We start from the raw sequence: 26,181 nt of genomic DNA, 5'->3' as shown, positions 1-26,181 counted from the left end.
TCCGAGCAGGTGTCTTACGGTTTCGGCAGGGTGCAGCCCTGCTGGTTGAGGTCGATCTCGTTGGCGGGGGTCAGACAGGCGGGAATACCGTAGGTCTCCTGGCCGTACTTGTAGTTCGGCCGCACGGTCACGTTGCCGGCCTCGTCGACCTCGCACGGGTTGTTCAGCGTGCAGCTCTCGCCGTTGTCGTTGGACGTGTTGTTCACGCCGATGACCTTGCCGGTGTCGCGGTCGACGACCGGCGAACCGGACGTGCCGCCGATGGTCGCGCAGCCCGGGACGTACCGGATCGAGTCCTTCCAGACCCAGTTGTTCTCGTGCAGTTCGTGCACGAACCCGTCGATCGAGCAGGAGTAGATCTGCTTCCAGTACCCGGACACCACGTCGATCGGCGTGCCCGCCTGCGGATGCGTGTTCACCAGTTCGAGCGGCGGCACGCTGTACTTCTGCTGGATGTCGGCGTAGGTGTCGCTCAGCTGGTACAGCGAGATGTCGGTGTCGGTCATCGTCGCGTAGACGACCTTGGTCGCGGTCACGGTGCCCACCGAGCTCTGCCCGTCCGGCGACAGCAGGTCGAACGAGCGGTTCGAGGCCTGCCCGACGATCACCTGTCCCGGATCGGGCATGCCTTCCTCGAGGCAGTGCCCGTTCGACAGGACCAGGGCGGGCGCGTCCATCGGCGTGGCGGCCGGTTTCACGACCGAACCGGAACAGTTGGACAGCGCCACGGCACCGGTGAACGTGGTGGTCGCCGCACTTGCTTCGGGGGCGGTGACCAGCGCGAATGTCGCCGTGACGGCGATCGCGACGCCAACCAGTCGGCGGATCATGGTGGGTTCCTTTCGGCTGGGGGGAGGAATAAGTGAACCGTCGCCATCCGGGGACCCGCCACCGTCTAACGGAGGGTATCGGCTGGCTGACCGGTTACCCTGCACGGCACGTGTCCGACATCACGTGCTAGGTGTGGAGGAGAAACATCGCCGAGGTCAGCGGCGATCCGACGGGCAGGGACCCGGCGGCTCGTCAGGGCACCTCGGCGCTGCGCGGACACCGGGGACGTGCACACTGACAGGTCGAGACGCGGGCGCAGTACCCCTCTGGTGCAGGGGGGAGAGCGCCGCTGCGGCGGCGCGGAGATGAGTGGAGAGCAGGGCAGCGTGGCAGGAACACGGACCAAGAAGAGCGGCACCGGGGGCAACGGTGCCGATCGACGGCGGCTGGTGATCGTCGAGTCGCCAACCAAGGCCCGCAAGATCGCCCCCTATCTCGGCGGCAACTACGTCGTCGAGTCCTCCGTCGGGCACATCCGGGACCTGCCCCGCGGCGCCGCCGACGTCCCCGCGCAGTACAAGGGCGAATCGTGGGCCCGGCTCGGCGTCGACATCGACAACGACTTCAAACCGCTCTACATCGTCACCCCGGACAAGAAGTCCAAGGTCACCGAGCTGAAGGGGCTGCTGAAGGACGTCGACGAGCTCTACCTCGCGACGGACCCCGACCGCGAGGGCGAGGCCATCGCCTGGCACCTGCTGGAGACCCTGAAGCCCAAGGTCCCGGTGCGCCGGATGGTCTTCCACGAGGTCACCGAGCAGGCCATCCAGGCCGCCGCCGCGGCCACCCGCGAGCTGGACGCCGACCTCGTCGACGCGCAGGAGACCCGCCGCATCCTCGACCGGCTTTACGGCTATGAGGTCTCGCCGGTGCTGTGGAAGAAGGTCATGCCGAAGCTCTCGGCGGGCCGCGTGCAGTCCGTCGCGACGCGGATCGTCGTGGAGCGCGAGCGCGAGCGGATGCGCTTCACCTCGGCGTCGTACTGGGACATCTCGGCGACCATGGACGCCGGCGAGGACGCTTCGCCGCGTACGTTCCCCGCGCGCCTCGTCGCGGTCGACGGCTCGCGCCTGGCGACGGGTCGCGACTTCGACTCCAACGGGCAGCTCAAGGGCAACGCCGCGGACATCCGCGTGCTCGGCGAATCGGACGCGCGGGCGCTGGCCCAGGCGTTGAGCGAGCGCGACTTCAAGGTCGCGAGCGTCGAGGAGAAGCCGTACACGCGCAAGCCGTACGCGCCGTTCATGACGTCCACGCTGCAGCAGGAAGCTGGCCGCAAGCTGCGCTTCACTTCCGAGCGCACGATGCGGATCGCGCAGAAGCTGTACGAGAACGGTTACATCACTTATATGCGTACCGACTCCACGACGCTGTCGGAGTCGGCGATCACGGCCGCGCGCAACCAGGCGACGCAGCTGTACGGCAAGGAATACGTCTCGCCGTCGCCGCGCCAGTACACGCGCAAGGTGAAGAACGCGCAGGAAGCGCACGAGGCGATCCGTCCGTCGGGCGAGGTCTTCCGTACGCCGGGCCAGGTCGCGAAAGAGCTGGACACCGACGAGTTCCGGCTCTACGAGATGATCTGGCAGCGCACGATCGCGTCGCAGATGGCGGACGCGAAGGGCACCACGATGTCGGTGCGCATCGTCGGCACCGCCGCGACCGGCGAGGAATGCACCTTCGCCGCTTCGGGCCGCACGATCACCTTCGCCGGCTTCTTGAAGGCGTACGTCGAGGCAGTCGACACCGAGGCCGGCGGCGAGGCCGACGACAAGCAGAGCCGGCTCCCGGTCCTGGCCAAGGACCAGGCCCTCACCGCGCCCGAGCTGTCCGCGGACGGCCACTCCACGTCGCCGCCCGCGCGCTACTCCGAGCCGAGCCTGGTCAGCAAGCTGGAAGAGCTGGGCATCGGCCGCCCGTCGACGTACGCGTCGATCATCAAGACCATCCAGGACCGCGGCTACGTGTGGAAGAAGGGTTCCGCGCTGGTGCCCTCGTGGGTCGCGTTCGCCGTGGTCGGGCTGATGGAGCGGCATTTCGAGCGGCTGGTGGACTACAACTTCACCGCCGGTCTCGAGGACGAGCTGGACCGCATCGCCAACGGCGACGAGCACCGCGTCGAATGGCTGTCGAAGTTCTACTTCGGCGGCGACTTCGGCGTCGAGGGCTCGGTCGGCCGCCTCGGCGGGCTGAAGAAGCTGGTCGACGGCAGTGTCGAGGGCATCGACGCGCGCGAGATCAACTCGATCCCGATGTTCAGCGACGCCGAAGGGCACCAGGTCGTGGTGCGCGTCGGCCGCTACGGGCCGTACCTGGAGCGCGAGGTCAACGGGGAGTCGCAGCGCGCGAACCTGCCCGAGGACCTGCCGCCGGACGAGCTGTCGCCGGAGATCGCGGAGAAGCTCTTCGCGACGCCGCAGGAAGGCCGCGTGCTGGGCACCGACCCGGTCAGCGGACACGAGATCGTGGCGAAGGAAGGCCGCTTCGGCCCGTACGTCACGGAGCTGCTTCCTGAGCCGGAGCTGCCCGAGGACGCCACCGCGGCGCAGAAGAAGGCCGCGAAGGCGAAGCTGCCGAAGCCGCGTACGGGGTCGCTGTTCAAGTCGATGTCGATCGAGACGATCACGCTCGACGACGCGCTGAAGCTGCTCTCGCTGCCGCGCGTCGTGGGCAAGGACCCGGAGTCGGGCGACGAGATCACCGCGCAGAACGGGCGCTACGGGCCGTACCTGAAGAAGGGCACGGACTCGCGGTCGATCCAGACCGAGGACCAGCTGTTCTCGATCACGCTGGAAGAGGCACTGAAGATCTATTCGGAGCCGAAGCAGCGCGGCCGGTCGGCCACCGCGCGTCCGCCGCTGAAGGAACTCGGCGACGACCCGGTGTCGGGCAAGCCGATGGTGGTCAAGGACGGCCGCTTCGGCCCGTACGTGACCGACGGCGAGTACAACGCGACGCTGCGGAAGTCCGACAGCATCGAGGAACTCACCGCGGAGCGCGCGGCCGAGCTTTTGGCGGAGAAGCGCGCGAAGGGTCCGGCACCGAAGAAGCGGACCACGACGCGTAAGGCGCCGGCGAAGTCCACTGCGGCGAAGTCGACCACGACCAAGTCGACAGCGGCGAAGTCGACGGCGGCGAAGTCGACGACTGCGAAGAAGGCTCCGGCGAAGCGCAGCAGCACCGCGACGAAGTCGAAGTAACGAGAATCCGAAGGGCCACCTGGAAAACTCCGGGTGGCCCTTTCTCGTGTCAGGGGGACGGATGGGGGAGACGCAGCGCGCTCGTGCCGCGGTTTCCGTGGTTTTCGCGGTATGCGGCGCGGCTTTCGCTTCGTGGGCGGCCCGAGTTCCGGCGGTACAAGGAAAACTCGGCCTCAGCGCCGGAGAACTCGGGATCGGGCTGTTCGGGCTCGCCGCCGGTTCGGTGGTGGCCTTGCTGGCCGCGGGACCGCTGATCACGAAGATCGGCAGCCGGCGCGGGGTTCTTTGCGGGGCCACGGTGCTGTGCGGCGGATTGCCGCTTGTCGCGTTCGCGCCGGATCTGCCGTTGTTCGTCGCCGCGCTCGTGGTGCTCGGGGTGGGCAACAGCCTGCTGGACGTCTCGATGAACGCGCACGCCGCGCGCGTCGAAGAGGCCTACGGGCGGCCGATTTTCGCTGGCTTCCACGCGTTCTGGAACATCGGCGGATTGGCCGGGTCGGGCGTCGCGGCGCTGATGGAGGTCTGGCGGGTGCCGATCGAAGCGCACTTCACCGGTGCTGGCGTGGTGCTGCTGGTGCTCGGGATTTTCGCCGCTTCGCAGTTCTTGCCCGGGGCGGACCGTGGTCAGGGCGAGGCGGCGTTTGCGTTGCCCAGCAAGGCATTGATCCCGTTGGGCGTGATCGCGTTCTGCGGTTTCGTCGCGGAAGGCACGGTGAACGACTGGAGCGCGGTCTACCTCCGGGAGGTCACCGCAGCGAGTGCGGCCGTCGCGTCGCTGGGCTACTTCGCGTTCTCGATCACGATGATCGCGGTGCGGACGGTGGCGGACCGGGTCGTCGAGCGCGTCGGCGCGGTGTTGTTCATGCGGGTCGCGACCGGGGTGACGGTCGTGGGGTTCCTGCTGGTGGTCGTGGTTCCGGTGCCGGCGGTCGCGGTGGTCGGGTTCGCCGTCGTCGGGCTCGGGGTGTCCGGGATGGTGCCGCTCGCGTGGAGCGCGGCCGGGCGCAAACAGCCGGAAGCGCCGGGCCGGGCGATCGCGGCTGTCGCGGCGTGCGGGTACCTCGGGTTTCTTGCCGGTCCGGTGCTGGTCAGCGGGCTGAGCGGCGGGATCGGCCTGCACTGGACGCTCGCCGTGGTCGGCGCGCTCGTGGTGACGGTCGGTTTCCTCGCGCCCACGATGCGTGTCGGCGATCCGGTGTCGCGGCGTTGACCGACCGCTCGCCGCACGGATGGGTTGATTCGAACAAAAGTTCGAGAAATTGTCGGTACCAGGGTGTTCAATGACGGGGTGAGCAGTTCAGCACCCGTCGTCTTCGACGTCATCGACGAGGTCATCGGACCGCTGCGGGCCGAGATGCCGCAGCGGCCTTCGGTGATGGAGTTCTACGACCCGCATTTCGAGGTGCCGCCCGTGCTGGCCGAGGAGGAGCCCGCCGGCGCGGCGTCGGGACTGAGCCTCGCCGAGGAGGTCCGGCAGTCGTTCGGGCCGATGCTCGGCGCCGGGCTGGCCGAGGAGGTGGAGCAGTACACGCGGTTCGTCGCCGGGATGGCCGCGCTCGGCCTCGCCGCCGACGGCGAGGTGACCGCCGAAGCGGTCGAGCTGTACCGAGTGCTGCGCGGCGGGTTCATCCGGGGAGTGGTCACCGGGGTGTTCCCGGCGAGCGAGGAGCCGTGGGAGGTGCGGTTCTTCGGCGACGAGGACTTCACCACGGTGATGAGCAAACTGGGCCGCCGGGCGCGGCTGCGGTCCGGAATGCTCAGCGCCCTGCCCGGCTGGGTGTTCGACGGCCTGCCGGACCGCCCGCCCGGTCCGGGCCCCGCGGTGCGCATCGAAACGGACGACAGCGGCCTGATCCCGCGGGAGGCGTGGGGAGACCTGGACGTCATCCGGCAGGCGGTCGCCCGCCCGCGGCAGGGAACGGTGCTGGTCGACCTGGCGGTGCGGGACGCGGTGCTGGCGGAATACCCGCACGGCGCGTTCGGGCTGGTGGACAACGACCAGGGGAGATACCAGTTCCGAGCCGCCCCTCGCGGTTCGGGCGGGGGCTGGGTGGTGACGTGGTCTCCGGCTACCCGGGGGACCGCGGAGGCATGGATCGTGGAGGCGGTGCGCAGTCATGCTTGACCGGATGTGACCGGATGTGATCGCGGCACGGTCTGGTCGGGCTCGACTGGATGTGATCGCGGCCGGGCCTGGTCGGCCGAGCCGGGGACGGTCCGGGCGAGCCGCGCTGGTCCGGTCGGCTCGGTGCTCGGTGCTCGGTGCTCGGTGCTCGCGGCTCGGGACTCTGGGCGGCTGGGTCTGACTCAGTCGCGCTCGGCGGTTCTCGGGCGGGTCGGTCGGTTCGTCCACGCTGGCCGGTTCGGGCGACCGGCCCGTCCCGCCTGTCCGGCTGGCCGGCTGGCCGGCCGAGCCAGCCGAGAGAGCCGGGGCGGCCAGCTTTGCCGGGCGTGTTGATCTGCCCGCTCTGCCCGGCGTGCCGATCTGCCCGCTCTGCCGGGTGGTGCCGGGCGGCTGGGTCTGGCTCAGTCGCGCTCGGCGGCTCTCGGGTGGGTCGGTCGGTTCGTCCACGCTGGCCGGTTCGGCCAACCGGCCCATCCCGCCTATCCGGCCGAGCCAGCCGAGCGAGCCGGGTCAGGCCCGGTCTGCCCGGCATTGCCGATCTGCCCGCTCTGCCGGGTGGTGCCGGGCGGGGCAGGGCGGCGGCTCTGGGCGGCTGGGTCCGGCTCAGTCGCGCGCAACGGCTTTCAGGGTGGCGCGGTCGTTTCGTCGACACTGACTGGGCTCGGCAGGCCAGCCCGCCCGGCCGTCCGCCCGAGCTCACTGGCCCAGGTGAACTCGCCACCCCTCCGGCGCGGGCAGCAGTGGTTCTGCGGCCATTGGGTGGATGCGGGAACCGGTACTCTCGCCGACACTGGACTCGGCGGACATTCCGTAGTGAGGTGGTCACCATGAGCACGAGCGACGGGACTCCGTTTTTTCCCGCCTCCGGGCCAGACCGGGACGGGACGTTGGCCGGTGACGTCGGGGACGAGCGGTTCGCCGATCCGCTCGCCGGGTTCGAGATCTCCACGAGCCGCGCGCCGCGGCCGTTGCCGACTGCCAAGCCCGTTCAGCATGATCCCGAAGAGGTCAAGCGGATGGTCGAGGCCGCGCTGAAAGAGGAAGCCAAGAAGAAGGAAGTCGTCAAGACGCCGAATCCGATTCCGCCGTCCGAGCGGCCGGACCTGGTTCCTCTCGGGTTGCTCCCCCGGCAGCGGACGTGGCCGACCAAGGCTCCTCAGCTGCTGAAAAAGGTGCCCCGGCCGCGGCCGAAGCGGGTCACCGAGATCGCGGACGACGACATCGAGGAAGAGCTCGCCGGACGGCAGAGCCGGCGCGGGCTGCCCTCGATCGGCATGCCCAGTTTCGGCCGCCCTTCCAGCAGCACGGCGGGCGTCGTGCTCGCCGTGGTGTTGCTCATCGTGTTCGGAATTGTCGCGATCGAGCTGATCGCTAGCCTGGTGAGCAGTGTGAAGGGGCTGTTCGGCTGACGCCCGCTGACCTCGGATATCACGGGGCGTGCCCTCCTGCCGTCCGCGGCGGGACTACCCTGGCGGCTACACGGTCGGGGGATCCGCCGGGGTCGCCTGACTCCGCCGTGACAAGTGGGGTGGGCGTATCAGCGAGGGCGTACGGTCGGTGCCTGGCACCGGCCCGGGCGGATCGGGCGGGACGTCCACGATCCACCGGGCCCGCCGGGTGCTGGCGATCAAACCGTTTCGTCGGCTGTGGGGCGTCACGTATCTGTGCAGCGTCGCCGACTGGCTGAACCTGCTGAACCTCACCAGCCTGAGCACCAAACTCCTCGACAACTACTCCGCGCAGAACTACGCGTTCGTCGGCGTCATCGTCACCGCGCTGCTGCCCGGCCTGCTCTTCGCCCCGCTCGGCGGCTTGCTCGCGGACCGGTTCGACCGGCGCAAGATCATGGTCGTCTGCGACCTGCTGCGCTGCGGGTTCCTGCTTTCGATCGCCGTGGTCGGCGCGCCGTGGTGGCTGTTCGTGGCGAACTTCCTGGTCGGCTGCTGTTCGATCATGTGGATCCCGTCCAAGGACGCCGCGGTGCCGAACCTGCTGCGCCGCCCCGAGCAGGTCGAGACCGCCAACCAGCTCGGCATGGTGATGACCTACGGCCTCGCCGTCATCACCGCCGCCGGGGCGAACGCGCTGATCCTCGGCGCGAACTCCACGTTCCACCTCTTCCAGGGCCCCGGCGTCGACCTCTACATCGCCAAGGTCGTCGTCGTCATCACCGGCCTGCTGTACCTGATCAGCGGCATCCTCGTCGCCACCCGCATCCCTGAACTGTCCCTCCGCGACGTCCACTCCACGCCGCAGCAGAAGATCAAGCGGGCCGACGAGGAGAAGTTCGGCTTCGGCGCGATGATGCGCGACGGGCTCAAGTTCGTCCGCAGCACGCCGATCGTCCGCGGTCTGCTGATCGGCGCGTTCGGCGCGTTCGCGGCCGGCGGCGCGGTCATCGGCGCGGCCAAGCCGTACTCGTCGTCCCTGCTCGGCGGCGACGCGGCGTTCAACCTGCTGATGCTGGCCGTCTTCATCGGCCTGGCCCTCGGCATGGCGGTGGCCCCGAAGCTCGCGCACCGGCTGCCGCACGACCGGCTGTTCGGCATCTCGATCGTCCTCGCCGGGCTCGCGCTCGGCGTCGTCGCGTTGTCGCCGCACCTGGCGATCTCGGTGGGCGCGGTCGCCTTCGTCGGCGTCTGCGCCGGCACCGCGTTCCTCACCGGCGTGACGATCATCGGCTCCCGCGTCGAGGACGCGATCCGCGGCCGGATCAACGCGATCTACCAGGCGATGCTCAAGATCGTGCTGTTCGGCGCGACGGTGGTCACGCCGGTGCTGATCGGCCTGGTCCGCCAGCGCAACGTCACCCTGTTCGGCACGCCGATCATCGTCGACGGCACCCGTCCGGTCATTCTCGGCGGCGGGCTGCTCGCCGTGCTGCTCGGGATCATCGCCTACCGGCAGATGGACGAGCGGCGCACCGAGAAGATCTTCAGCGACCTGCGCAACGCGCTGCGCCGCAACCCGCGTCGCGTCAACGGCTTCCTGATCGCCATCGAGGGCACCACCGCCGTCAACACCGCCGAGCAGGCCGCGCGGCTCGCGCGCTGGCTCGGCACCGGCACTCGGCCGGTAGTGCTCACCGCCGACCCGGCGCTCGGCGAACAGCGCTTCCGCACGCTCGTTTCGGACGCCGCCCTCACCGGGGTGCGGGCGCAGGCGCTCGTCGCCGCGGCCGTGCGCGCCGAGCTGGTGGAACGCCAGATCCAGCCCGCGCTCGACGCCGGGTCAGTGGTCGTCATGGAGCGCTTTGTCGACTCCCCGCTCGCGTCGTTGTCCGCGGCGGGCGAGCTGGACCGCGACGAGCTGGAAGGCCTGGTCGACTGGGCCACCGGACGGCTCCGTCCGGACCTCACCGTGCTTCTCGACTCCGAGCATCCGGAAGACCCGCAGCCACCGCTGAAGGACCAGCTGTGGGTGCAGAAACTGCTCGCCGAGATGGCCGCCGCCGACCCGGACCGGTACGTCGTGGTCGACGCCGAAGGCTCGGACCGCGACGTCGCGGTCCGGGTCCGCAGCGCCGTCCAGTCGGTCTTCGTCGGCTCGCTCGCCGGCCTCGCCCCCGCGGAACCTGCGGAACCGGCGGAGGAGGAACCCGAAGACGCGGCCGCGGCGGACGTCGCCGAGGCGGCGGCAGCCGAAGCGGAAGCGACGCAGAACGGCGCGGACGCGCTGCCCGTAGTGTCCAAAGTGGAGGATCGGTGACCACTCCGATCGGCGTCTGGACTGAACTCGTCGGCCAGGAACCCGCCGTGGAAACTCTTTCCACCGCGGCGGCCGCGGCAGCCAAGATCGTTGCCGGAGAACCTGTCGCGCCTGCGGCGATGACGCACGCCTGGCTTCTCACCGGGCCGCCGGGGTCCGGCCGTTCGGTGGCCGCGCGCACGTTCGCCGCGGCCCTGCAGTGCAGCACCGGAACCGGTTGTGGCGCCTGTCCCGGCTGCCGCACGACGATGGCTGGCACCCACGCGGACGTGCGGCTGGTCGTCCCGGAAGGACTGTCCATTTCGGTCGCCGAGATGCGCGCGCTCGTGCAAGCGGCGGCGCGCCGGCCGACGACCGGCGAGTGGCAGGTCGTGATCATCGAGGACGCCGACCGGCTTACCGAAGGCGCGTCGAACGCCCTGCTCAAGGCCGTGGAAGAGCCGCCAGCGCGCACTGTCTTCCTGCTGTGCGCGCCGTCGGACCACCCCGAGGACGTCTCGGTCACCATCCGTTCGCGGTGCCGGCTGGTCCCGTTGCGCACCCCGCCCGCCGAGGCGATCGCGCAGGTGCTGATCTCCCGGGACGGCGTCGATCCCGAGCGCGCCCACTGGGCCGCGTCGGTGTGCAACGGCCACGTCGGCCGGGCGCGCCGCCTCGCCACCGACGAGGCCGCTCGGCAGCGCCGCGCCACCGTGCTGCGGATTCCGCTCGGGCTGCGTCGTCCGGACGACGTTTTCACCAGCGCCGACCAGCTGATCAGCGCGGCGGAAGCGGACGCGGGCGAGGAAAGCAAGGGCCGCGACGAACAGGAACGCTCCGAACTGCGCACCGCGATGGGCGGCGACGGCACCGGCAAGGGCGTCGCCGGAGCGAAGCGGGCCGCCGAGGCCGCGGTGAAGCAGCTGGAGAAGCGCCAGAAGTCCCGCGCGACGCGAACTCAGCGCGACACCCTCGACCTCGCCCTGGTCGACCTGGCGGGCTTCTACCGCGACGTCCTGGTGACGAGCACGCGTTCCGGTGCGACGCTGACGCATCCCGACCACGCCGAGCAGATCAACTCGGCCGCCGCTTCCTGGTCGCCGGAGTCGACGCTGCGCCGCCTGGAAGCGGTACTGGAGTGCCGCGAGGCCATCGGGCTCAACGTGAAGCCGCGGATCGCGGTGGAAGCCATGGTCACCACGCTTCGCCAAGGCTGACCCAGCTCAACGAGAAGCTCAACGGAAACGGCCCCCTCGCCAGTCAGCGAGGGGGCCGTTTCCGTCGTCTAGCTTCAGTCGCGCGGATGCGGCGACGGCTTGAACGGCGTGTCCGGGCCGCCGGTCGGCCGCTTCAGCACCAGTGCGGGACGCCGCCGGTTCGGGAACGCCGCGACCATCACGACGCCCATCAGCAGCATCGCGGTACCCGTCCAGAACAGCGGCACCGTGTCGTACGCGCCGTTCGTGTAGGCCAGGTGCTTCACCGGACCCGCCGGTGCGGCGCCACCCTGCGGCGGAGCCGGCGGGGGCGTCGTCGAACCGCACACGACGCCGCCGGTCGGGGCGTACGCGCGGGCGATCTGCTCGCCCAGCGACAGCTGCGCCAGTGACGACGGCAGGTTGTCGCCGGCCTGCTTCGGCAGCAGTTCCTTCAGCTTCTGCGTCGGCAGCACCTGGACGTCGAGCAGCCGCGCCGCCGCGCCGATCTGGTAGCCCTTGAACGGCGTGGTCGCCTCGGACTGCTTCTGGTCGAGGTTCGCGATGCTCAGCCGCAGCACGCCGAGATCGAGCACCTTCCCGGTGGTGTCGCCGAGCTGCTGCAGGCCCTGCGTCGCGGTGGCGACCAGGCCGCCGACGACCGGCACGTTCTTCACGCCGTCGCTGAACTGCTGGTTCAGCTGCGAGAGCGGCAGGCCGATCGGGATGTCCTTGGTCGGGTGCGCCGCGTCGAGCGTGTACAGCGTCTTGCCGCCGGCGGCGATGGTGATCACCGGAGCCTGGTAGTCCACCTTGGACGTATTCGCGTCGCCGGTGGAAGTGACGGTGAGCGTCGGCTGGCTGGCCACCTTCAGGTTCAGCTCGAGCGGGGTGCCCTTGAGGATGTTGATGTCCGCCGCCTGCAGCGTGGACCTCGACTGCACCGCCTTGTTCGGCGAACCCGGGATGTCGACGAGCTTGACCTGCGACCGCGACGACAGCGTGTTCGGCAGGCTCAGCAGCGAACCGGTGCCCGCGGCGGGCGTCTGGCCGCTGCCGGGCAGCAGGCCGCCGAGGCTCTGCAGGCCGGTCGTCGGATCGAAGCCCTTCGCGAGCTGGTCAGGAGACAAGTTCAGCCCGCCGCTGCCGAGGATCGGGACCTGCGGAAGCGTCGGGATGACGTTCAGCAGCGACAGGCTCGCGACGGACGTGCTGGCGTCGGCGATCGTGTCCACGCACGGGCCGAGCGATTCGCTCCAGCGGGCGTGCGCGGTGCCGTTGAGCAGCCCGACGTTCAGCAGCGGGTTCGACGGCGCGTTCAGGCCCCCGCTGATCTCCTTCGGGTTGTCCGGCAGCGCGGTCTGCACGAGGCTGCCCGGCGTCTGCGGAGCCTGGCCCCCGACGGCCAGCCCGAACGGAGACGACTGCGCGATCGACTTCTCGTAGGCCAGGTAGGCCTCCGAGTTCGCCGACGCGCTGGACAGGCCCATGCCCGCCTCGAGCGCGGACTGCTTCGGCAGGGTCTGGCCGAAGCCCGGAAGGATCGTGCTCGTGGTGACCGAGTTCGGCAGCAGCCGCAGGACGCCGAGCGCCGTGCCCGCGTCGCCCACCGCGTGCCCGAGCGGCTGCGGCCCGATGGGCGCCGACGCGGGCGGCTGCGAGGGATTGTTCGGCTGCGGGATCGGCGTCGTGGGAATCTCCTGCGCACCGGCCGGCGCGGCCAGGAGCAGGAGCAACGCGGCAGTTGCGGGTACCGCCAGCGCACGGGGCAGTCTTCGCTGCATGTGCCGGGTCCTCCAGTGGATCGCCGGGTCGGGGAGTGAGACCGAAGTCATAGGAGCCTAACGACGCGGCCCCCGCAAGGTGACGCACCACGCCTCCGCTACACTGATGACCGTCGCGCAGCGGCACGCCGCCTTAGCTCAGTCGGCCAGAGCGATTCACTCGTAATGAATAGGTCGGGGGTTCGATTCCCCCAGGCGGCTCCGCAGGCCAGGCCCCGTCCGAAGCGATTCGGACGGGGCCTGACTCGTTTCCGGGGCGGTCCGCGGAGCTTCCCCAGATTCACCCGTTAGGGGATCTCGGCTAGCCGCTCCGTTCGGCGAGCAGTTCCAGCCCGCCGGGCCCGAGCCGCAGGACCGACGGGACCAGTTCCGTGGTCTCGTAGCGCGAAGCGAGCACCTGCTCCCGGATGAGTTCCGCCGGGCGGGAACCCTCCCTGGCGACATACATCTCGTCCGGGCAGGGCAGGCCGACGATCAGGTCTCCCGTGCCGAGGTGCGGGGTCAGCTGGGAGTACAGATCAGGCAGCGCGAGCGCGGACGCCGCCAGCTGGTTCTCCCTGGCGAGCGAGACCAGCACGTCCTCGCCGGAACTGCGCACCTCGAACTTCAACCCGCGGGCCAGGCAGCCGAACCCGACGTCGAGAAGTTTCTCGAGCGGCGCGTCCATCTGCTCCTGCTCGTGCCGGGTGATGTGCTGCATCCCGATCTTGCCCTCGGGAGTCCGCGACACCACCGCGAGCGCGACCGACAGCTTGCCGGGCACGAGCGGGTGGTGCGGCAGCGCCTCGAGCAGTCCGGCGCGCGGCGAGGACGCGCTCCAGAGGATCGGCAGGATCTCCTCGGCGCCTTTCCGCTGCTCGGCTTCGGCCATTACCGCGCGGGCTTCGGCGAACGCGCGGTCCCATTCACCGGGAGCCGGCCGGGCGAAGCTGTAAGTGCATTCGGCCTTCCGGAAATTCTTGGCCATGAATTTCTGGTCGGCCGCGGAGGGCTGCCATTCGCTGTACACGGCCGAAACCGCGGACCTGCGCACCTTGTGCTGTTGCCGGACGCTGGCCCAGGCCTGCTCGACCGCGTCCTCGGCCTGGGTCGGCGCACTGGCCAGCACGGGTTCGGGGAGGCCGTTGATCCGGAAGACGACGAGGTTCTGGGAAACGTCATCGTTCATCGGGATTCTCGCAAGGAAAAGGATCTTCGCATGCCGCTTGCCTAGCACAACCGCGGGCGGGCGGACTCGCGATCGGCGAATTCGGACCGGAATTACGCGGCCGGATGTCCTTCCGGGGCCTCGGATTTCGGGATCGGCTTGCCGGCGCCGGTGGTGAGCAGCGCGTGCAGGCTGGTGTTGACGCAGCTCGTCCAGCCTCGCGAGCAATCGCGGTAGCAAGCGCTGTCCGGAGTCAGGCCGTGGTGGGTGAAGCGCAGCGTCGTACCGGCCGGGCCCGGCGTGATGTCGAAGGTCATCCGGGTGTCGTTCCACTCGTCGTGCTGGTCGATGAAGGCGAGGTACGCGTCTTCGACGTGCCAGGAGATCCGGCGGCCGGGCTCGAGTTCGGTGACCCGGATCCGGCTCGTCGGGATGCTCTTGTCGAGGAACGAGAACGCGTCGCCGACCTCCGTCGCGGTGCCGGTGATCGATTCGCTGAACCAGCCTCGGACGTCGGTGACCGCGGCGAAGACCTCCTCGGGGGTGCGGTCGACGGTCAGCTCGGTGGTGAAGGAGTTCATCGGTCTTCCTCTCGGCGCAGTGACGCAACTGAATGGTTGCGACATTATGGCAACCGACTGGTTGCGTCAAGAGGTGTGGTTGCCTAGGCTCAGCCCGGAAGGAGCACGGCATGGGGTTTCCCGACCGCATCGAGCGGACGGTCGAGCTGGCGCAGCCGCCCGCGTCGGTGTGGACCGCGCTGACCACGGCGGACGGCCTGCGCGCCTGGTTAGGCGACGAGGCCGAGATCGACCTGCGGCCGGGCGGGCTCGGGCGGGTCGCGTGGACGGGCGACCGCAGCGCCGAGATCCGGGTCGAGCGCGTCGAAGCGCCCGCGGTGTTCGGGTTCACCTGGCAGGTCGACGGGATGCCGGAGGACGATCCGCGGCGCACGTATGTCGAGTTCACCCTGCAGGAGCGGGGCGGCGGGACCCGGCTCACCGTCGTCGAATCCGGGTTCGCGCAGTTGCCGGACGGCCAGTATCCGGCGACTTATCGCTCGCACACCGAAGGCTGGGCGCGCGAACTGGACGAGCTGGCGGCCAGTCTCGATGCCGGCTGATTCCGAAGCGGTCGCCGAGCAGGTTTTCTCCGCGCTCGCCGATCCGACCCGGCGGGCGATCCTCGCCGAACTGGCCGCGCGGGGTCCGGCGACCGCGACCGACCTCGCGGCCCGGCTGCCGATCACGCGGCAGGCGATCGCCAAGCATCTCGGACTGCTGTCCGACGCCGGACTGGTCGCCGCGGAACCCGGCGAACGCCGCCGGGTGCGGTACCGGCTCGATTCCGCGCCGATGCGGGTCGCGCAGCAGTTCCTCGCCGCCCTCGCGCGGGACTGGGACGGTCCGCTCGCCGCGCTGCGGGCTCATCTCGACCGCGAAGAATGACCCGGGATTTCACTCAGATGAGTGACGGAGTCGGCCGACTGGCCACCGGCAAAGGGCCGGAAGAACGAGGGCGGCGCCCGCCAGTCCCCGTTGACTGGAAGCCATGAACAACAGCGTGCGGAACAAGGCGGTACTGACCACGACCGGGATCGCGGCTCTGGCCACGATCACGTCCTGCGGCATCGGCGCCTCGATCGAGGAGAAGTCGAACGGCCACGTGAAGGCGGTCTCCTACGACACCGGGAAACAGGGCAAGGCCAACGCGGACGCCCGGCTTCCGTCGTGGGTGCCCGACGACGCGAAGTCGGTCACCGAGCTGATCCGCACCACCGGTTCGGAACGGATCCTGCGCTACCAACCAGGTCCGTCGGATCTTCCCGCGCTGTGCAAGCCGGGAAAGGCCGAGGCGAAGGCTCCGACCCTCACCGCGGACTGGTGGCCGGCCGGCGAGCACAAGCGGATGGACAAGGACTGCGGCGGCTGGCACGTCGCGGTCGAGTCGGACGGCGTGTACGCGTACCAGGCCGAAACGGTGGCCAACGCGGACAAATAACAGTGGCCGCCCCGGAAACCCGGGGCGGCCACTGTCTGTCCTCTGTGGTCAGTTGGCGGGCGGCGTCAGCTTCAGCACCGTCGCGGTGGCTTGCCCGCGCGGGGTGCGGTAGCTGATTTCCTCGCCTGCTTTCGCGGTGGCCAGCGCGAGACCGAGCGGGCTGTCCGACGTGATCGCGTCGGCGTCCTCGCCGGGAAGGGTCACCACGGTGAACTCTTCCTCGTCACCGTCGGAAAAACGCAGCGAAACCCGCGTGCCGTCGGGAAGCAGCGAGCTGTCGTACGCGCCGTGCTCCAGCTTCGCGGTGACGTCGGCGATCTGCCGGTCCAGTCGCGCCGCTGCCTCGGCGCGGTCGATCACGTCCGCCTGGTCGGCGGCGTCCCCCGTGCGTTCCTGCTCGCCCGGCTGCGGCGACAGCGCCTCCCGTTGCGCGCGCAGGTCCGCGATTTCCTTCTCCAGCTGACGGCGCGCCGCCTCGCTGAGCCCCTTGTCCCCTGAGATCACCATGCCGGGCATTGTCCGCTGCGCGGACCGGGGTGGCCAATCCGGTTTTTCACCCGCCGGAAGACGTTGGGACGACTGGCCTAGGATTCAGGGCTGCCGTCCTGACAAACGTAACGAGGATCACCGTGACCGCCGTGCCCGGCCGCAGCACCCAGCTGTCGCCCAACCAGTTGCAGAAGCAGGAACTGATCGTCGAAGCGGCTCGCCAGGTCCTCGCCCGCGAAGGGCTCGCCGGCTGCACGGTACGCGCGATCGCCGAGGCCGGGCCGCTCACCAAGAGTGCGATCCATTACTACTTCGCCGACATCGACGTGCTCATCGACCGGGCGATGGCCGCGCACATCAACATTTTCGTCGCGGAACTGCGCAAGGTCGCGGACAAGCACTCCGACCCGCGCAAGCGGCTTTTCGCGGTGACCGAGGCCTACCTCGCCGAATTCGCCGACCATCCGCGCGGCGCGTTCCTCTGGTTCGAGTACTGGATCGCGGCCGGCCGCGCGCAGCATCCGCAGGCGATCGACGCCATGCTCACCTCGATCACCGAACTGCTCGTCGAACTCCTCGCCCCGCTCGACGTCGACGATCCGCGCGCCCGCGCCCGCTCGCTGCTGAGCTATCTGCTCGGCGCGGTGGTGCAGCAACGCGTCCGGCCGCGGTCGTCCGCGAGCCTCCGCGGCGACATCGAGGCGCTCTGCTTCGCCGGGTACCGCTGACGCCGCTTAGGCTCCCGGCATGCCTTTGTTCTCCTTGGACGGCGTCAGCCCGAAGGTTCACCCGGACGCCTGGATCGCCCCCACCGCCACCCTGATCGGCAACGTGACCGTCGAGAAGGACGCTTCGGTTTGGTACGGCGCGGTGATCCGCGCGGACTTCGGCCCGATCGTCATCCGCGAGGGCGCGAACATCCAGGACAACTCCGTGATCCACTCCGGACCCGAGATGACCGAGGTCGGCCGCAACGTGACCGTCGGGCACCAGTGCCTCGTGCACGACTGCACGGTCGGCGAACAGGCGTTGATCGGCAACGGTTCCACGGTGCTCGACCGCGCCGTGATCGGACCGCGCGCGTTCGTCGCCGCGGGCTCGACGGTCACGCCCGGCACCGAGGTCCCGGCGGAGACGATCGCGATGGGCAGCCCGGCGAAGAAGTTCGTGGAGCTGACCGATTCCGCGCGGGTGTGGGTCGAGCACAACGCGGCGGTCTACCAGGAACTCGCGCGGCGGCACCGGGGCGGCCTCGAGCAGGTCTGAGCCCGTTCCCGCGGAGCGGACGCGGGCTGGCGCGGTGCACTAAACTTCGTCCCGCAGCAGCGACTGGCGCATTCAAGAGGTGGAGCACCACCGGGGAGCGACGACGAGGCCGGCACCGCGCGCCTGGGTGCGGGCCACTGCAGAGCCGGAGCACGCCATGACACACCAGCCCGCCCTGTCCGCACTGTCCGCGGCGGATCCGCAGATCGCCGGCCTGGTCGAGGACGAGGCGAAACGCCAGCACGACAAGATCCGCCTGATCGCGTCCGAGAACTACGTTTCGCAGGCGGTGCTCGAAGCCACCGGCAGCGTGCTCACCAACAAGTACTCCGAGGGCTACGCCGGCAAGCGCTACTACGAGGGCCAGCAGTTCATCGACCAGGTCGAGCAGCTGGCGATCGAGCGCGCGAAGGCCGTCTTCGGCGTCGACCACGCGAACGTCCAGCCGTACTCCGGTTCCCCGGCCAACCTCGCGGTGTACCTGGCGTTCGCCAAACCGGGCGACACCGTGCTCGGCATGGCGCTGCCCGACGGCGGCCACCTCACGCACGGCTGGAGCGTGTCCGCGACCGGCAAGTGGTTCACGCCGGTCCGCTACGGCGTCCGCAAGGAAACCGGCCGCGTCGACCTCGACCAGGTCCGCGACCTCGCCCGCGAGCACCGGCCGAAGCTGATCTTCGCCGGCGGCACGGCCATCCCGCGCACCATCGACTTCCCGGCGTTCGCGGAGATCGCCCGCGAGGTCGACGCGGTGCTGGTCGCCGACATCGCGCACATCGCCGGCCTCATCGCGGGCGGCGCGCACCCGTCGCCGGTCGGCCACGCGCAGGTCATCACCACGACCACGCACAAGACGCTGCGCGGTCCGCGCGGCGCGATGATCCTCTCCGACGCCGAGCACGCCAAGGCCGTCGACAAGGCGGTGTTCCCGGGGCTGCAGGGCGGTCCGCACAACCACACGACGGCCGCCATCGCGGTCGCGCTGGGGGAGGCGCAGCAGCCGTCGTTCTCCGAGTACGCGCACACGATCGTCGCGAACGCCAAGGCGCTGGCCGAAGCGCTGGTCGAACGCGGGTACGACCTCGTCTCCGGCGGCACGGACAACCACCTGCTCCTGATCGACCTGACCAACAAGGCGGTGCCCGGCAAGCCCGCCGCGCAGGCGCTGGACCGCGCGGGCATCGAGCTGAACTACAACACCGTGCCGTTCGACCCGCGCAAGCCGTTCGACCCGTCCGGCATCCGGCTGGGCACGTCGGCGATCACCACGCGCGGGCTCAAGCCCGAGCACCAGGTGCAGGTCGCGGACTGGATCGACCGGACCGTGACCGCGCAGCAGGACGGCGCGCTGGACACGATCGCCGCGGAGATCCGCGAGTTCCTGCAGCCGTTCCCGATCCCGGGTTACCGCGAGTGAGGTCGTGAGTGGCGAAGCCGGTTAGAACCGGCTTCGCCACTCACGAGCTTTTGAGCTGGGTATTGATCCGCGCCGCCTGCCGCGTCAAGTGCTCGCTCTCGGCCAGGTTCGGCGCTTTCTTCGCAGCTTCGCTGTACAGCCGCGCCGCCGTGCCGAGGTCCCCGTCGCGTTCGTGCAGATACGCGGCAACCGCGTCGTGCCGCGGCAGCTTGGAATCCAGTTCCGCCAGCGCCTTCAGCCCAGCCCGAGGCCCGTCCGCCTCGCCCACCGCCACCGCCCGGTTCAGCCGGACGATCGGGCTGTCGGTCAGCGCGAGAAGCTCGTCGTACCACTCGACGATCTGCACCCAGTCGGTTTCCTCCGCGGCGGGCGCGTCGGCGTGCAGCGCGGCGATCGCGGCTTGCGCCTGGTACTCGCCGAGCTGGTCGCGGGCGAGTGCCGCCTGAAGGATGTCGACGCCCTCCGCGATCAGCCGGGTGTCCCAGAGACTCCGGTCCTGTTCGGCGAGCGGCACGAGGCTGCCGTCCGGCTTCGTCCGCGCGGCCCGGCGGGCGTGGTGCAGCAGCATCAACGCGAGCAGACCGGCCACTTCCGGATGGTCGAATCCCGCGGCGAGCTGCCGGGTGAGCCGGATGGCTTCGGCGGCGAGGTCGAGTTCGCCGGAGTAGCCCTCGTTGAACACCAGATACAGCACGCGCAGCACGGTCGCGACGTCGCCGGGCGCGTCGAACCGCACGTCGGACACGGTTTTCTTCGCGCGGCTGATCCGTTGCGCCATCGTCGCTTCCGGCACCAGATACGCCTGCGCGATCTGCTTCGTGGTCAACCCGCCGACCGCGCGCAGCGTGAGCGCGACGGCCGACGACGGCGTCAAAGACGGGTGCGCGCACAGGAAGCAGAGCTGGAGCGAATCGTCCACCGCGGCCGCCGGACCGGGCGGCGGCTCGGCGTCCACCGCCACTTCCCGGCCCCGGCGCGCGGATTCCGACCGCGTGGCGTCGAGGAACCGGCGCCACGCGGCGGAGATGAGCCACGCCTTCGGGTCGCGCGGCGGATCGTCCCGCCACGCCTCCAGCGCGCGGATCAGCGCTTCCTGCACGGCATCCTCGGCCGACGCGAAATCCGCTCCGCGGCGGACGAGGATGCCGATCACCGCGGGCACGAGCTCCCGCAGCAACTCCTCGTTCATTCGGTCACCGAGGGCGTCACGCCGTAGCAGGGGCGCAGTTCGAGCCATTCGTGGATCGGCTTGCCGCCCGCGCCGGGGGCCGCGGACAGTTCCCCGGCCAGTTCGAGCGCGCGCTCGTAGCTGTCGACGTCGATGAGCATCCAGCCCGCGATGACGTCCTTGGTCTCGGCGAACGGGCCGTCGGTGACCGGCGGGCGGCCCTCGCCGTCGAAGCGGACCCACGTCCCTTCCGGGGACAGCGCCTGCTCGCTGACGAACTCGCCGGTCTCCACGAGCCGGTCCGCGAAGTCGCGCATGTACTGGATGTGGGCGGTGACCTCCTCGGGCGTCCACTGGTCCATCGGGACGTCGTTCACCGAAGCCGGCGCGCCGCGGTAGTGCTTGAGCAGCAGGTACTTGGCCATCGTGGTTCTCCTCCGTGCTGGTGGCGGCTCGGTGCCGTCACGTTCGCGCCAGGGACGGAGCCGGTCGCGCGTTCTCGACATCGCCCGGCGAGAGATTAGCGTCACACGATATTTGGTTGATGAATGCAAGCTTTTCGGGAACAGTTGTGGCGAGCAAGTAGTTGAGAGATACAAGCAACTAGTACGACAGCATCAATCAGGCACTGAGGGAGACCACCATGAGCGACACCGCCACTGCGGAAGGGGGCGCCACCACGAACGGACGGCTTTCACACCGGCAGATCCTCACGGTTCTGTCCGGACTGATGCTCGGCATGTTCCTGGCGGCCCTCGACCAGACCATCGTGTCCTCGGCGATGAAGACCATCGCCGACGAACTGCACGGGCAGAGCCTGCAGGCCTGGGCCACCACCGCCTACCTGATCACCGCGACGCTTTCCACGCCGCTGTACGGCAAACTGTCCGACCTCTTCGGCCGCAAGCCGATGTACCTGACCGCGATCTCGCTGTTCCTCGCCGGTTCGCTGGCGAGCGCGATGGCCGGGTCGATGTACGAACTGGCCGCGTTCCGCGCGTTCCAGGGCCTTGGCGCCGGCGGTCTGATGTCGCTCGCGCTGGCGATCATCACCGACATCACCTCGCCGCGGGAACGCAGCCGCTACCAGGGCTACTTCATGGCCGTGTTCGGCGTCTCGAGCGTCGCCGGCCCGGTCGTCGGCGGGTTCTTCGCCGGACTCGACTCGTTCGCCGGCCTGACCGGCTGGCGCTGGGTGTTCATGGTGAACGTGCCGATCGCGCTCGCCGCGCTGGTCGTCGTGAGCAAGGTGCTGAACCTCCCGCACACCCGCGTGGACCAGAAGGTCGACTTCCTCGGAGCCGGCGCGCTGACGCTGGGCCTCGTGCCGCTGCTGCTCGTCGCCGAACAGGGCCGCGAATGGGGATGGGGTTCGCCCGCGTCGCTGGCGATGTACCTGGTCGGCGCGCTCGGCGTGGCCCTGTTCGTCCTGCAGGAACGCCGGATGGGCGACGCCGCGCTGCTGCCGCTCCGGCTGTTCCGCAGCGGGGTGTTCCGGGTGTCGACGCTGGTCACCGTGATCCAGGGCATCGGGATGTTCGGCGCGATGATGTCGCTGCCGCTCTACCTGCAGATCGTCAAGGGCGCGACGCCGACCCAGGCCGGGCTGCAGATGCTGCCGCTGACCCTGGGCATCATGGTCGCGAGCCTCGGCAGCGGCCGGATCATCACCCGGACCGGCCGGTACAAGGGCTTCGCGGTCGCCGGACTCGGGCTGATGGCCGCGGCGGTGTACTCGTTCTCGATGATCGGCGTGGACACCGCGCTCGGCGTGGTCATGGCCATCGCGTTCGTGCTCGGACTCGGCCTCGGCTCGACCATGCAGACGCTGACCCTGGCCGCGACGAACGACGTCACGCCCCGCGACATCGGGGTCGCGACCTCGTCGGTGACCTTCTTCCGGCAGATCGGCGGCACGGCGGGCACCGCGGTGTTCCTGTCGATCCTGTTCAGCACGGTCGGCGACCGGATCGCGGCGGCGGTCCGCTCGGCGATGGCCTCCCCGGCCTACACTGCGGCGCTGGCGCAGCACCCGGAGTTCGCCCGGCAGCTGGCCGGCGGCGGGCTCGACGTGAACGACACCTCGTTCCTGTCGAAGCTCGACCCGGTGCTCGCCCGGCCGATCCTGGAAGGGTTCTCCAGCTCGATGAGCACGGTGTTCCTGATCGGCGGCGCGGTGCTGACCGTCGGGTTCGCGCTGGTCTGGCTGCTGCGGGAGAAGCCGCTGTCGGACAAGTCGGCCATGGAGCAGCGCGCCGAGCAGGAAGCGGGCGAACTGGCCCTCGCGGGCTGATCGGGCAGTAAAAAGGGCCGTCCACCTCTCCGGTGGACGGCCCTTTTTCGCGTGGCTCAGTGGTGCTCTTCGCCGTTGATCTCTTCCTTGGCGAGGCGGTCCTTCTCGCGCTCGTACGAGCGGGCGATCTCCGACTCGGCCTCGGCGCGGCTCACCCAGGACGAGCCCTCGACGCTCTTGCCCGGCTCGAGGTCCTTGTAGACCTCGAAGAAGTGCTGGATCTCGAGCTTGTGGAACTCGTTCAGGTGGTGGATGTCCCGCAGGTGCTCGAGACGCGGGTCGTTCGTCGGGACGGCGAGGACCTTGTCGTCCGGGCCCTTCTCGTCGGTCATCCGGAACATGCCGATCGCGCGGCAGCGGATCAGGCAGCCGGGGAACGTCGGCTCCTGGACGAGCACGAGCACGTCGAGCGGGTCGCCGTCCTGGCCGAGCGTGTCGTCGATGAAGCCGTAGTCGGCCGGGTACTGGGTCGCGGTGAACAGGGTCCGGTCGAGCTTGATCCGACCGGTCTTGTGATCGACCTCGTACTTGTTGCGCTCCCCCTTGGGGATTTCGATCGTGACGTCGAATTCCACGGCCGTCCTCGCTGCTTCTTCACTCTCGGTGTGCCACGCGCTCGTGGGCGGCAACCTCATGACCTCGTTGACGTCACTAGTGTGGACTACGCCCCGTCGGCGGGTCGCGCCGATGTCGGCCAGACGGCATGTGACCTTGGCCCCTCCGGGGGCGGGTGAGAAGGAGTGGTGGGTGCCGGAAAACGACCAGCCGAGGTGGCCCACGGGCGACGAGGACACCTCGTCCCAGGCGGACCGGGCGACCTCCCGCCTCCCCCTGCCCAAGCGCGACGCGGGGGCCACCGCGCAGCTTTCCGTGCCGAATGTCACACCGGGCGACGGGCCGGGATCGTGGTTCCGGCCGAACGTCCCGCCGGAGGAGGTCCCCGGGCTCAACGCGCCCTCGAACGCTCCCGTCCCGCCGCCGGAGCCGCCGCGGTCGAACCTCGCGGACCGGATGAGCGGCGCCTCGGTGCCCGCCCGGCCCGAGGAGCAGAAACCGCAGGCTCCGTGGGTGCCCGTGGAGGGTCCGACCCGGTTCGCGGCCGGGGTGCCGCGGCCGGACGGCGAGGAGACGGTGCAATCCTCGAAGGTCGCCAAGGATGCGGCGGAGGGTTCCGCCGAGCAGACGGTCCGGGCGCAGCCGAACGTCTCGCCCGGGCAGCAGGAGTCGTCGCCCGCTTGGCAGGCCGCGCGGAAGCCGGGGAACTCGCTGTTCGAGCCCGCCGGAGCGGAGGCTTCCGGCGAGGGGCAGGGGTGGAAGCCGTTCCAGTCCGGCCAGTCCGCCGGGTCTGCTCGGCCGGAGGAGAAGCAGGGGCAGCAGTTCGCCGCGTTCCGGGACGAAACGCCGGGGACGGGCGAGAACAACCAGGGTTGGGCCGCGTTCCGCCCGATCGTCGCGCGGGACGAGCAGGGGCAGGAGCCGCCCAAGGAGGGCTGGACCGCCTTCCGCAACGACTCCGGCGACGCTGCCAGCTCCGCTCAGCCGGGTCGTGGCGGCGAAGAGACGCAAGGGGCCAGCTCCGCTGGTCAGGCTCAGTCCGGCCGCGCCGAGGAGCAGAACCAGCCCGGCCTCCGCGGCGAATCGGCCTCGGTCGCCGGTTCCGCCGCCGCGCGGCTCAACCCCGACCAGCCCGGTCGTCCGGGCAACGACCCGCAGGCGGGTCAGTCCGACCGGCGAGACGAACCGCGGGCCGACCGGAACGAATCCGGTGCGGAGCCGTGGTCGCAGCAGATCGAAATCCCCGTCCGTCCCGCGCTGCCCGAACCCGCGCCCGGCACCGTCCCGCCCGCAGGCGGCCAGGTGCGGCCGATGCGGATCGATCCGTCCGGAGGCCAGTTCCCGGCGGAGGCGACCGTCGGGATCCCGCGCCCGGCCGAAGGCTTCCCCGTCGCGCCCGAGGGTCCCTCCGAGGCGACGATCGGCATCCCCCGGCCCGCGGACGGCTTCGCCGAACGCCCAGGTCCGGAGCAGATTCCGCCGCGCCCCGACGCGGAGCAGTCGCCTCCCGAGCCGCCTGCCAGCGCCGGGCCGGTCCCGGCCGCGGGCGACGCGCCGAAGAAGTCTCGCCGGAAGGCGCTGATCCTGGCGCTCGTCGTGCTGCTTTTGCTGGCTGCCGCGGGCGGTGCGTCCGCGGTGCCCGCCGTGTCCAACCGGCTCGGGCTGCCGTGGGCGCCGAACGCGCCGAAGGGCAGCGAACCGGACCCCGCCGACGCCAGCCTCGCGCTGCACGGCCCGGACACCTCCGGCCAGGGACCGTCCGCGAACGGCGTGGCCGCGAAGCTGTCCGGCCCCGCCGGTGCGGCCGCGCTCTCGCAGCTCAGCGGCAGTGTGATCGACCCGGCCAGCGGCACGGTGCTGTGGGACCACGCGTCGAACACCCCGCTGACCCCGGCGTCGACCACGAAGATCCTCACCGTCTCCGCGGCGCTGCTCGCGATGGAGCCGACGAAGCGGATCTCCACCAAGATCGTCCAGGGCGCGCAGCCGGGCACGGTGATCATCGTCGGCGGCGGCGACCCGTCGCTGACCGCGCTGCCGGTCGGCACCGATTCGCCGCTGTACCCCGGTGCGGCGCACGTCGACGACCTCGTCAACCAGGTCAAGAAGGCCGGCGGCGACGTCAAGAAGGTGCAGCTCGACGCGAGCGCCTTCAGCGGTCCGAACACCGCCCCGGGCTGGGAGCCGAGTGACGCGCCGTCGCTGTACGGCGCGCCGATCGTCCCGGCCATGACCGACGGCGGCCGCGGCAACCCGAAGGTCGACGAGACCATGCGCTCGGGCAACCCGGGAACCGCGCTCACCCAGCTCGTCGCGGACAAGCTCGGGGCGAGCCCGGCGGGCCCCGCCAAGGCCCCGGAAGGCGCGAAGGTGCTCGGCGAAGTCCAGTCGGCTCCGCTGCCGGACCTCGCGTACGCGCTGCTGCAGATCTCCGACAACGTGCTCGCCGACTCGCTCGGCCGCCAGGTCGCGATGGCCACCGGCGGGGAAGCGTCGTTCGCCGGAGCCTCCGCGGCGGTGAAGAAGGTGTTGGCGGACCACGGTTTCGACGTCAACGGCCTGCAGCTGTTCGACACGAGTGGACTGTCCAATCAGAACAAGGTGCCGGCCAGGCTGCTGGCGCAGGTGCTCGCCGCGGCGGCCGGTCCGGACGGCAAGGACCCGAACACGCCGAAGCTGCGTCCGCTGCTGGCCGGTCTGCCGGTCGCGGGCAGCCCGGAGGGCACTCTGCACGGCCGCTACCACTCCGGCGAAACCCAAGGGGGCAAGGGCTGGGTGCGCGCCAAGACCGGCACGCTCACCGGCGTCAACACCCTCGCCGGGTATGTGCTCGACAGCGACAACCGCGTGCTCGCCTTCGCGTTCATGTCCAACGGTTCGGAGAAGAACTCCGGGCAGGCGGCGCTCGACGTGCTGGCGACCGCGTTGCGCGGCTGCGGCTGCAAATAGCATGGCGCTGGGCCGACTCGCTGAACCCGCTCGGCTGAGCTGCCCACAATCCGCGGCCGGAAGGTAGCGTCGG

22 protein-coding genes and 1 tRNA gene are annotated in these 26,181 nt (G+C 70.2%); 15 read left to right on the top strand and 8 right to left on the bottom strand.

The features are described from left to right. Positions 1–14: 14 nt before the first annotated feature. Positions 15–830 (bottom strand): serine protease, encoded by an 816-nt coding sequence (locus tag CU254_RS36480; RefSeq protein ID WP_037715987.1) that lies wholly within the window; start codon positions 828–830, stop codon positions 15–17. Positions 831–1,136: 306 nt separating this feature from the next. Between CU254_RS36480 and topA the strand changes: the two genes are divergently transcribed. The 6 genes from topA to CU254_RS36450 all read left to right on the top strand — a co-directional run bounded on the left by topA (position 1,137) and on the right by CU254_RS36450 (position 11,060). Next, positions 1,137–4,031 (top strand): type I DNA topoisomerase, encoded by a 2,895-nt coding sequence (gene topA / locus CU254_RS36475; RefSeq protein ID WP_199786082.1) that lies wholly within the window; start codon positions 1,137–1,139, stop codon positions 4,029–4,031. Positions 4,032–4,092: 61 nt separating this feature from the next. After that, positions 4,093–5,241: an MFS transporter gene (locus CU254_RS36470; protein ID WP_050788357.1), complete on the top strand. Its 1,149-nt coding sequence runs from the start codon at positions 4,093–4,095 to the stop codon at positions 5,239–5,241. A 63-nt stretch (positions 5,242–5,304) separates the two neighbouring features. Beyond that, positions 5,305–6,156, top strand: coding sequence for an ESX secretion-associated protein EspG (locus CU254_RS36465; RefSeq protein ID WP_009084352.1), 852 nt, complete (start codon positions 5,305–5,307; stop codon positions 6,154–6,156). Between the two features lie 827 nt (positions 6,157–6,983). Continuing rightward, positions 6,984–7,565, top strand: coding sequence for a hypothetical protein (locus CU254_RS36460; protein WP_199786080.1), 582 nt, complete (start codon positions 6,984–6,986; stop codon positions 7,563–7,565). Between the two features lie 148 nt (positions 7,566–7,713). Then, the gene (locus CU254_RS36455) at positions 7,714–9,864 is read left to right on the top strand and encodes a dTMP kinase (RefSeq protein ID WP_009084349.1); all 2,151 of its coding nucleotides are present in this window, start codon (positions 7,714–7,716) and stop codon (positions 9,862–9,864) included. Continuing rightward, a complete protein-coding gene (locus tag CU254_RS36450) occupies positions 9,861–11,060 on the top strand; it encodes a DNA polymerase III subunit delta' (RefSeq protein ID WP_009084348.1) in 1,200 nt (399 codons plus the stop codon). The genes CU254_RS36455 and CU254_RS36450 overlap by 4 nt, the downstream gene beginning before the upstream one ends. Before the next feature lie 74 nt (positions 11,061–11,134). Here the strand turns inward: CU254_RS36450 and CU254_RS36445 are convergent, their stop codons facing one another. Beyond that, positions 11,135–12,823, bottom strand: coding sequence for a hypothetical protein (locus CU254_RS36445; RefSeq protein WP_009084346.1), 1,689 nt, complete (start codon positions 12,821–12,823; stop codon positions 11,135–11,137). Between the two features lie 127 nt (positions 12,824–12,950). Between CU254_RS36445 and CU254_RS36440 the strand changes: the two genes are divergently transcribed. Further along, a tRNA-Thr gene (locus CU254_RS36440) sits at positions 12,951–13,024 on the top strand. A 100-nt stretch (positions 13,025–13,124) separates the two neighbouring features. On the opposite strand, the gene CU254_RS36435 is transcribed toward CU254_RS36440, so the two are convergent. Beyond that, on the bottom strand, positions 13,125–13,991 hold the full coding sequence (locus tag CU254_RS36435) for a hypothetical protein (protein ID WP_009084344.1): 867 nt from the start codon (positions 13,989–13,991) through the stop codon (positions 13,125–13,127). A gap of 92 nt (positions 13,992–14,083) precedes the next feature. Beyond that, positions 14,084–14,551, bottom strand: coding sequence for an SRPBCC domain-containing protein (locus tag CU254_RS36430; RefSeq protein WP_009084342.1), 468 nt, complete (start codon positions 14,549–14,551; stop codon positions 14,084–14,086). 110 nt (positions 14,552–14,661) lie between these two features. On the opposite strand from CU254_RS36430, the gene CU254_RS36425 reads away from it, so the two are divergent. From CU254_RS36425 to CU254_RS36415, 3 genes are all read left to right on the top strand, one after another. Continuing rightward, positions 14,662–15,093: an SRPBCC domain-containing protein gene (locus CU254_RS36425; RefSeq protein ID WP_037715980.1), complete on the top strand. Its 432-nt coding sequence runs from the start codon at positions 14,662–14,664 to the stop codon at positions 15,091–15,093. Then, the gene (locus tag CU254_RS36420) at positions 15,083–15,418 is read left to right on the top strand and encodes a helix-turn-helix transcriptional regulator (protein WP_009084337.1); all 336 of its coding nucleotides are present in this window, start codon (positions 15,083–15,085) and stop codon (positions 15,416–15,418) included. Before CU254_RS36425 ends, CU254_RS36420 begins: the two co-directional genes overlap by 11 nt. 103 nt (positions 15,419–15,521) lie before the next feature. After that, complete coding sequence (locus tag CU254_RS36415; RefSeq protein ID WP_009084335.1) at positions 15,522–15,971, top strand: hypothetical protein; 450 nt, start codon at positions 15,522–15,524, stop codon at positions 15,969–15,971. A 48-nt stretch (positions 15,972–16,019) separates the two neighbouring features. Here the strand turns inward: CU254_RS36415 and CU254_RS36410 are convergent, their stop codons facing one another. After that, positions 16,020–16,478: a GreA/GreB family elongation factor gene (locus tag CU254_RS36410; protein WP_037715978.1), complete on the bottom strand. Its 459-nt coding sequence runs from the start codon at positions 16,476–16,478 to the stop codon at positions 16,020–16,022. A gap of 122 nt (positions 16,479–16,600) precedes the next feature. Between CU254_RS36410 and CU254_RS36405 the strand changes: the two genes are divergently transcribed. The 3 genes from CU254_RS36405 (at position 16,601) to glyA (ending at position 19,143) form a co-directional block, all read left to right on the top strand. Then, positions 16,601–17,188 carry a TetR/AcrR family transcriptional regulator gene (locus CU254_RS36405; protein ID WP_037715976.1) on the top strand — a complete coding sequence of 196 codons (588 nt, stop codon included), beginning with the start codon at positions 16,601–16,603 and terminating at the stop codon, positions 17,186–17,188. 19 nt (positions 17,189–17,207) lie between these two features. Next, positions 17,208–17,726, top strand: a complete 519-nt coding sequence (locus CU254_RS36400; protein WP_009084329.1) for a gamma carbonic anhydrase family protein — start codon at positions 17,208–17,210, stop codon at positions 17,724–17,726. A gap of 157 nt (positions 17,727–17,883) precedes the next feature. Beyond that, entirely contained in the window at positions 17,884–19,143 is a 1,260-nt protein-coding gene (glyA, locus tag CU254_RS36395; protein WP_009084327.1) for a serine hydroxymethyltransferase, read from the top strand. 40 nt (positions 19,144–19,183) lie between these two features. Here glyA and CU254_RS36390 read toward each other — a convergent pair whose 3' ends face one another. Both CU254_RS36390 and CU254_RS36385 read right to left on the bottom strand, forming a co-directional pair. Continuing rightward, complete coding sequence (locus CU254_RS36390) at positions 19,184–20,332, bottom strand: RNA polymerase sigma factor (RefSeq protein ID WP_100266977.1); 1,149 nt, start codon at positions 20,330–20,332, stop codon at positions 19,184–19,186. After that, positions 20,329–20,736, bottom strand: coding sequence for a YciI family protein (locus CU254_RS36385; protein WP_009084320.1), 408 nt, complete (start codon positions 20,734–20,736; stop codon positions 20,329–20,331). The genes CU254_RS36390 and CU254_RS36385 overlap by 4 nt, the downstream gene beginning before the upstream one ends. 218 nt (positions 20,737–20,954) lie before the next feature. Here CU254_RS36385 and CU254_RS36380 point away from each other — a divergent pair, with 218 nt between their 5' ends. Further along, complete coding sequence (locus CU254_RS36380) at positions 20,955–22,604, top strand: MDR family MFS transporter (RefSeq protein ID WP_009084319.1); 1,650 nt, start codon at positions 20,955–20,957, stop codon at positions 22,602–22,604. 56 nt (positions 22,605–22,660) lie between these two features. Here CU254_RS36380 and CU254_RS36375 read toward each other — a convergent pair whose 3' ends face one another. Then, entirely contained in the window at positions 22,661–23,179 is a 519-nt protein-coding gene (locus CU254_RS36375) for an inorganic diphosphatase (RefSeq protein WP_009084318.1), read from the bottom strand. A gap of 172 nt (positions 23,180–23,351) precedes the next feature. Between CU254_RS36375 and dacB the strand changes: the two genes are divergently transcribed. After that, positions 23,352–26,108, top strand: a complete 2,757-nt coding sequence (dacB, locus tag CU254_RS36370) for a D-alanyl-D-alanine carboxypeptidase/D-alanyl-D-alanine-endopeptidase (RefSeq protein WP_037715973.1) — start codon at positions 23,352–23,354, stop codon at positions 26,106–26,108. Positions 26,109–26,181 lie beyond the last annotated feature (73 nt).

This window comes from Amycolatopsis sp. AA4 (assembly GCF_002796545.1).
Classification (GTDB): Bacteria; Actinomycetota; Actinomycetes; order Mycobacteriales; family Pseudonocardiaceae; genus Amycolatopsis.
Note: the sequence above shows the minus strand (reverse complement) of the source record. Positions and strands in the feature narration are given on the sequence as shown.

Coding starts and splice junctions, on each gene's coding strand:
- CU254_RS36385 (WP_009084320.1), bottom strand. CDS start 20,736: ATGGCCAAGTACCTGCTGCTCAAGCACTACCGCGGCGCGCCGGCTTCG.
- CU254_RS36480 (WP_037715987.1), bottom strand. CDS start 830: ATGATCCGCCGACTGGTTGGCGTCGCGATCGCCGTCACGGCGACATTC.
- CU254_RS36410 (WP_037715978.1), bottom strand. CDS start 16,478: ATGGTGATCTCAGGGGACAAGGGGCTCAGCGAGGCGGCGCGCCGTCAG.
- CU254_RS36445 (WP_009084346.1), bottom strand. CDS start 12,823: ATGCAGCGAAGACTGCCCCGTGCGCTGGCGGTACCCGCAACTGCCGCG.
- CU254_RS36425 (WP_037715980.1), top strand. CDS start 14,662: ATGGGGTTTCCCGACCGCATCGAGCGGACGGTCGAGCTGGCGCAGCCG.
- CU254_RS36470 (WP_050788357.1), top strand. CDS start 4,093: ATGGGGGAGACGCAGCGCGCTCGTGCCGCGGTTTCCGTGGTTTTCGCG.
- CU254_RS36380 (WP_009084319.1), top strand. CDS start 20,955: ATGAGCGACACCGCCACTGCGGAAGGGGGCGCCACCACGAACGGACGG.
- CU254_RS36420 (WP_009084337.1), top strand. CDS start 15,083: ATGCCGGCTGATTCCGAAGCGGTCGCCGAGCAGGTTTTCTCCGCGCTC.
- glyA (WP_009084327.1), top strand. CDS start 17,884: ATGACACACCAGCCCGCCCTGTCCGCACTGTCCGCGGCGGATCCGCAG.
- CU254_RS36415 (WP_009084335.1), top strand. CDS start 15,522: ATGAACAACAGCGTGCGGAACAAGGCGGTACTGACCACGACCGGGATC.
- topA (WP_199786082.1), top strand. CDS start 1,137: ATGAGTGGAGAGCAGGGCAGCGTGGCAGGAACACGGACCAAGAAGAGC.
- CU254_RS36400 (WP_009084329.1), top strand. CDS start 17,208: ATGCCTTTGTTCTCCTTGGACGGCGTCAGCCCGAAGGTTCACCCGGAC.
- CU254_RS36430 (WP_009084342.1), bottom strand. CDS start 14,551: ATGAACTCCTTCACCACCGAGCTGACCGTCGACCGCACCCCCGAGGAG.
- CU254_RS36390 (WP_100266977.1), bottom strand. CDS start 20,332: ATGAACGAGGAGTTGCTGCGGGAGCTCGTGCCCGCGGTGATCGGCATC.
- CU254_RS36460 (WP_199786080.1), top strand. CDS start 6,984: ATGAGCACGAGCGACGGGACTCCGTTTTTTCCCGCCTCCGGGCCAGAC.
- CU254_RS36435 (WP_009084344.1), bottom strand. CDS start 13,991: ATGAACGATGACGTTTCCCAGAACCTCGTCGTCTTCCGGATCAACGGC.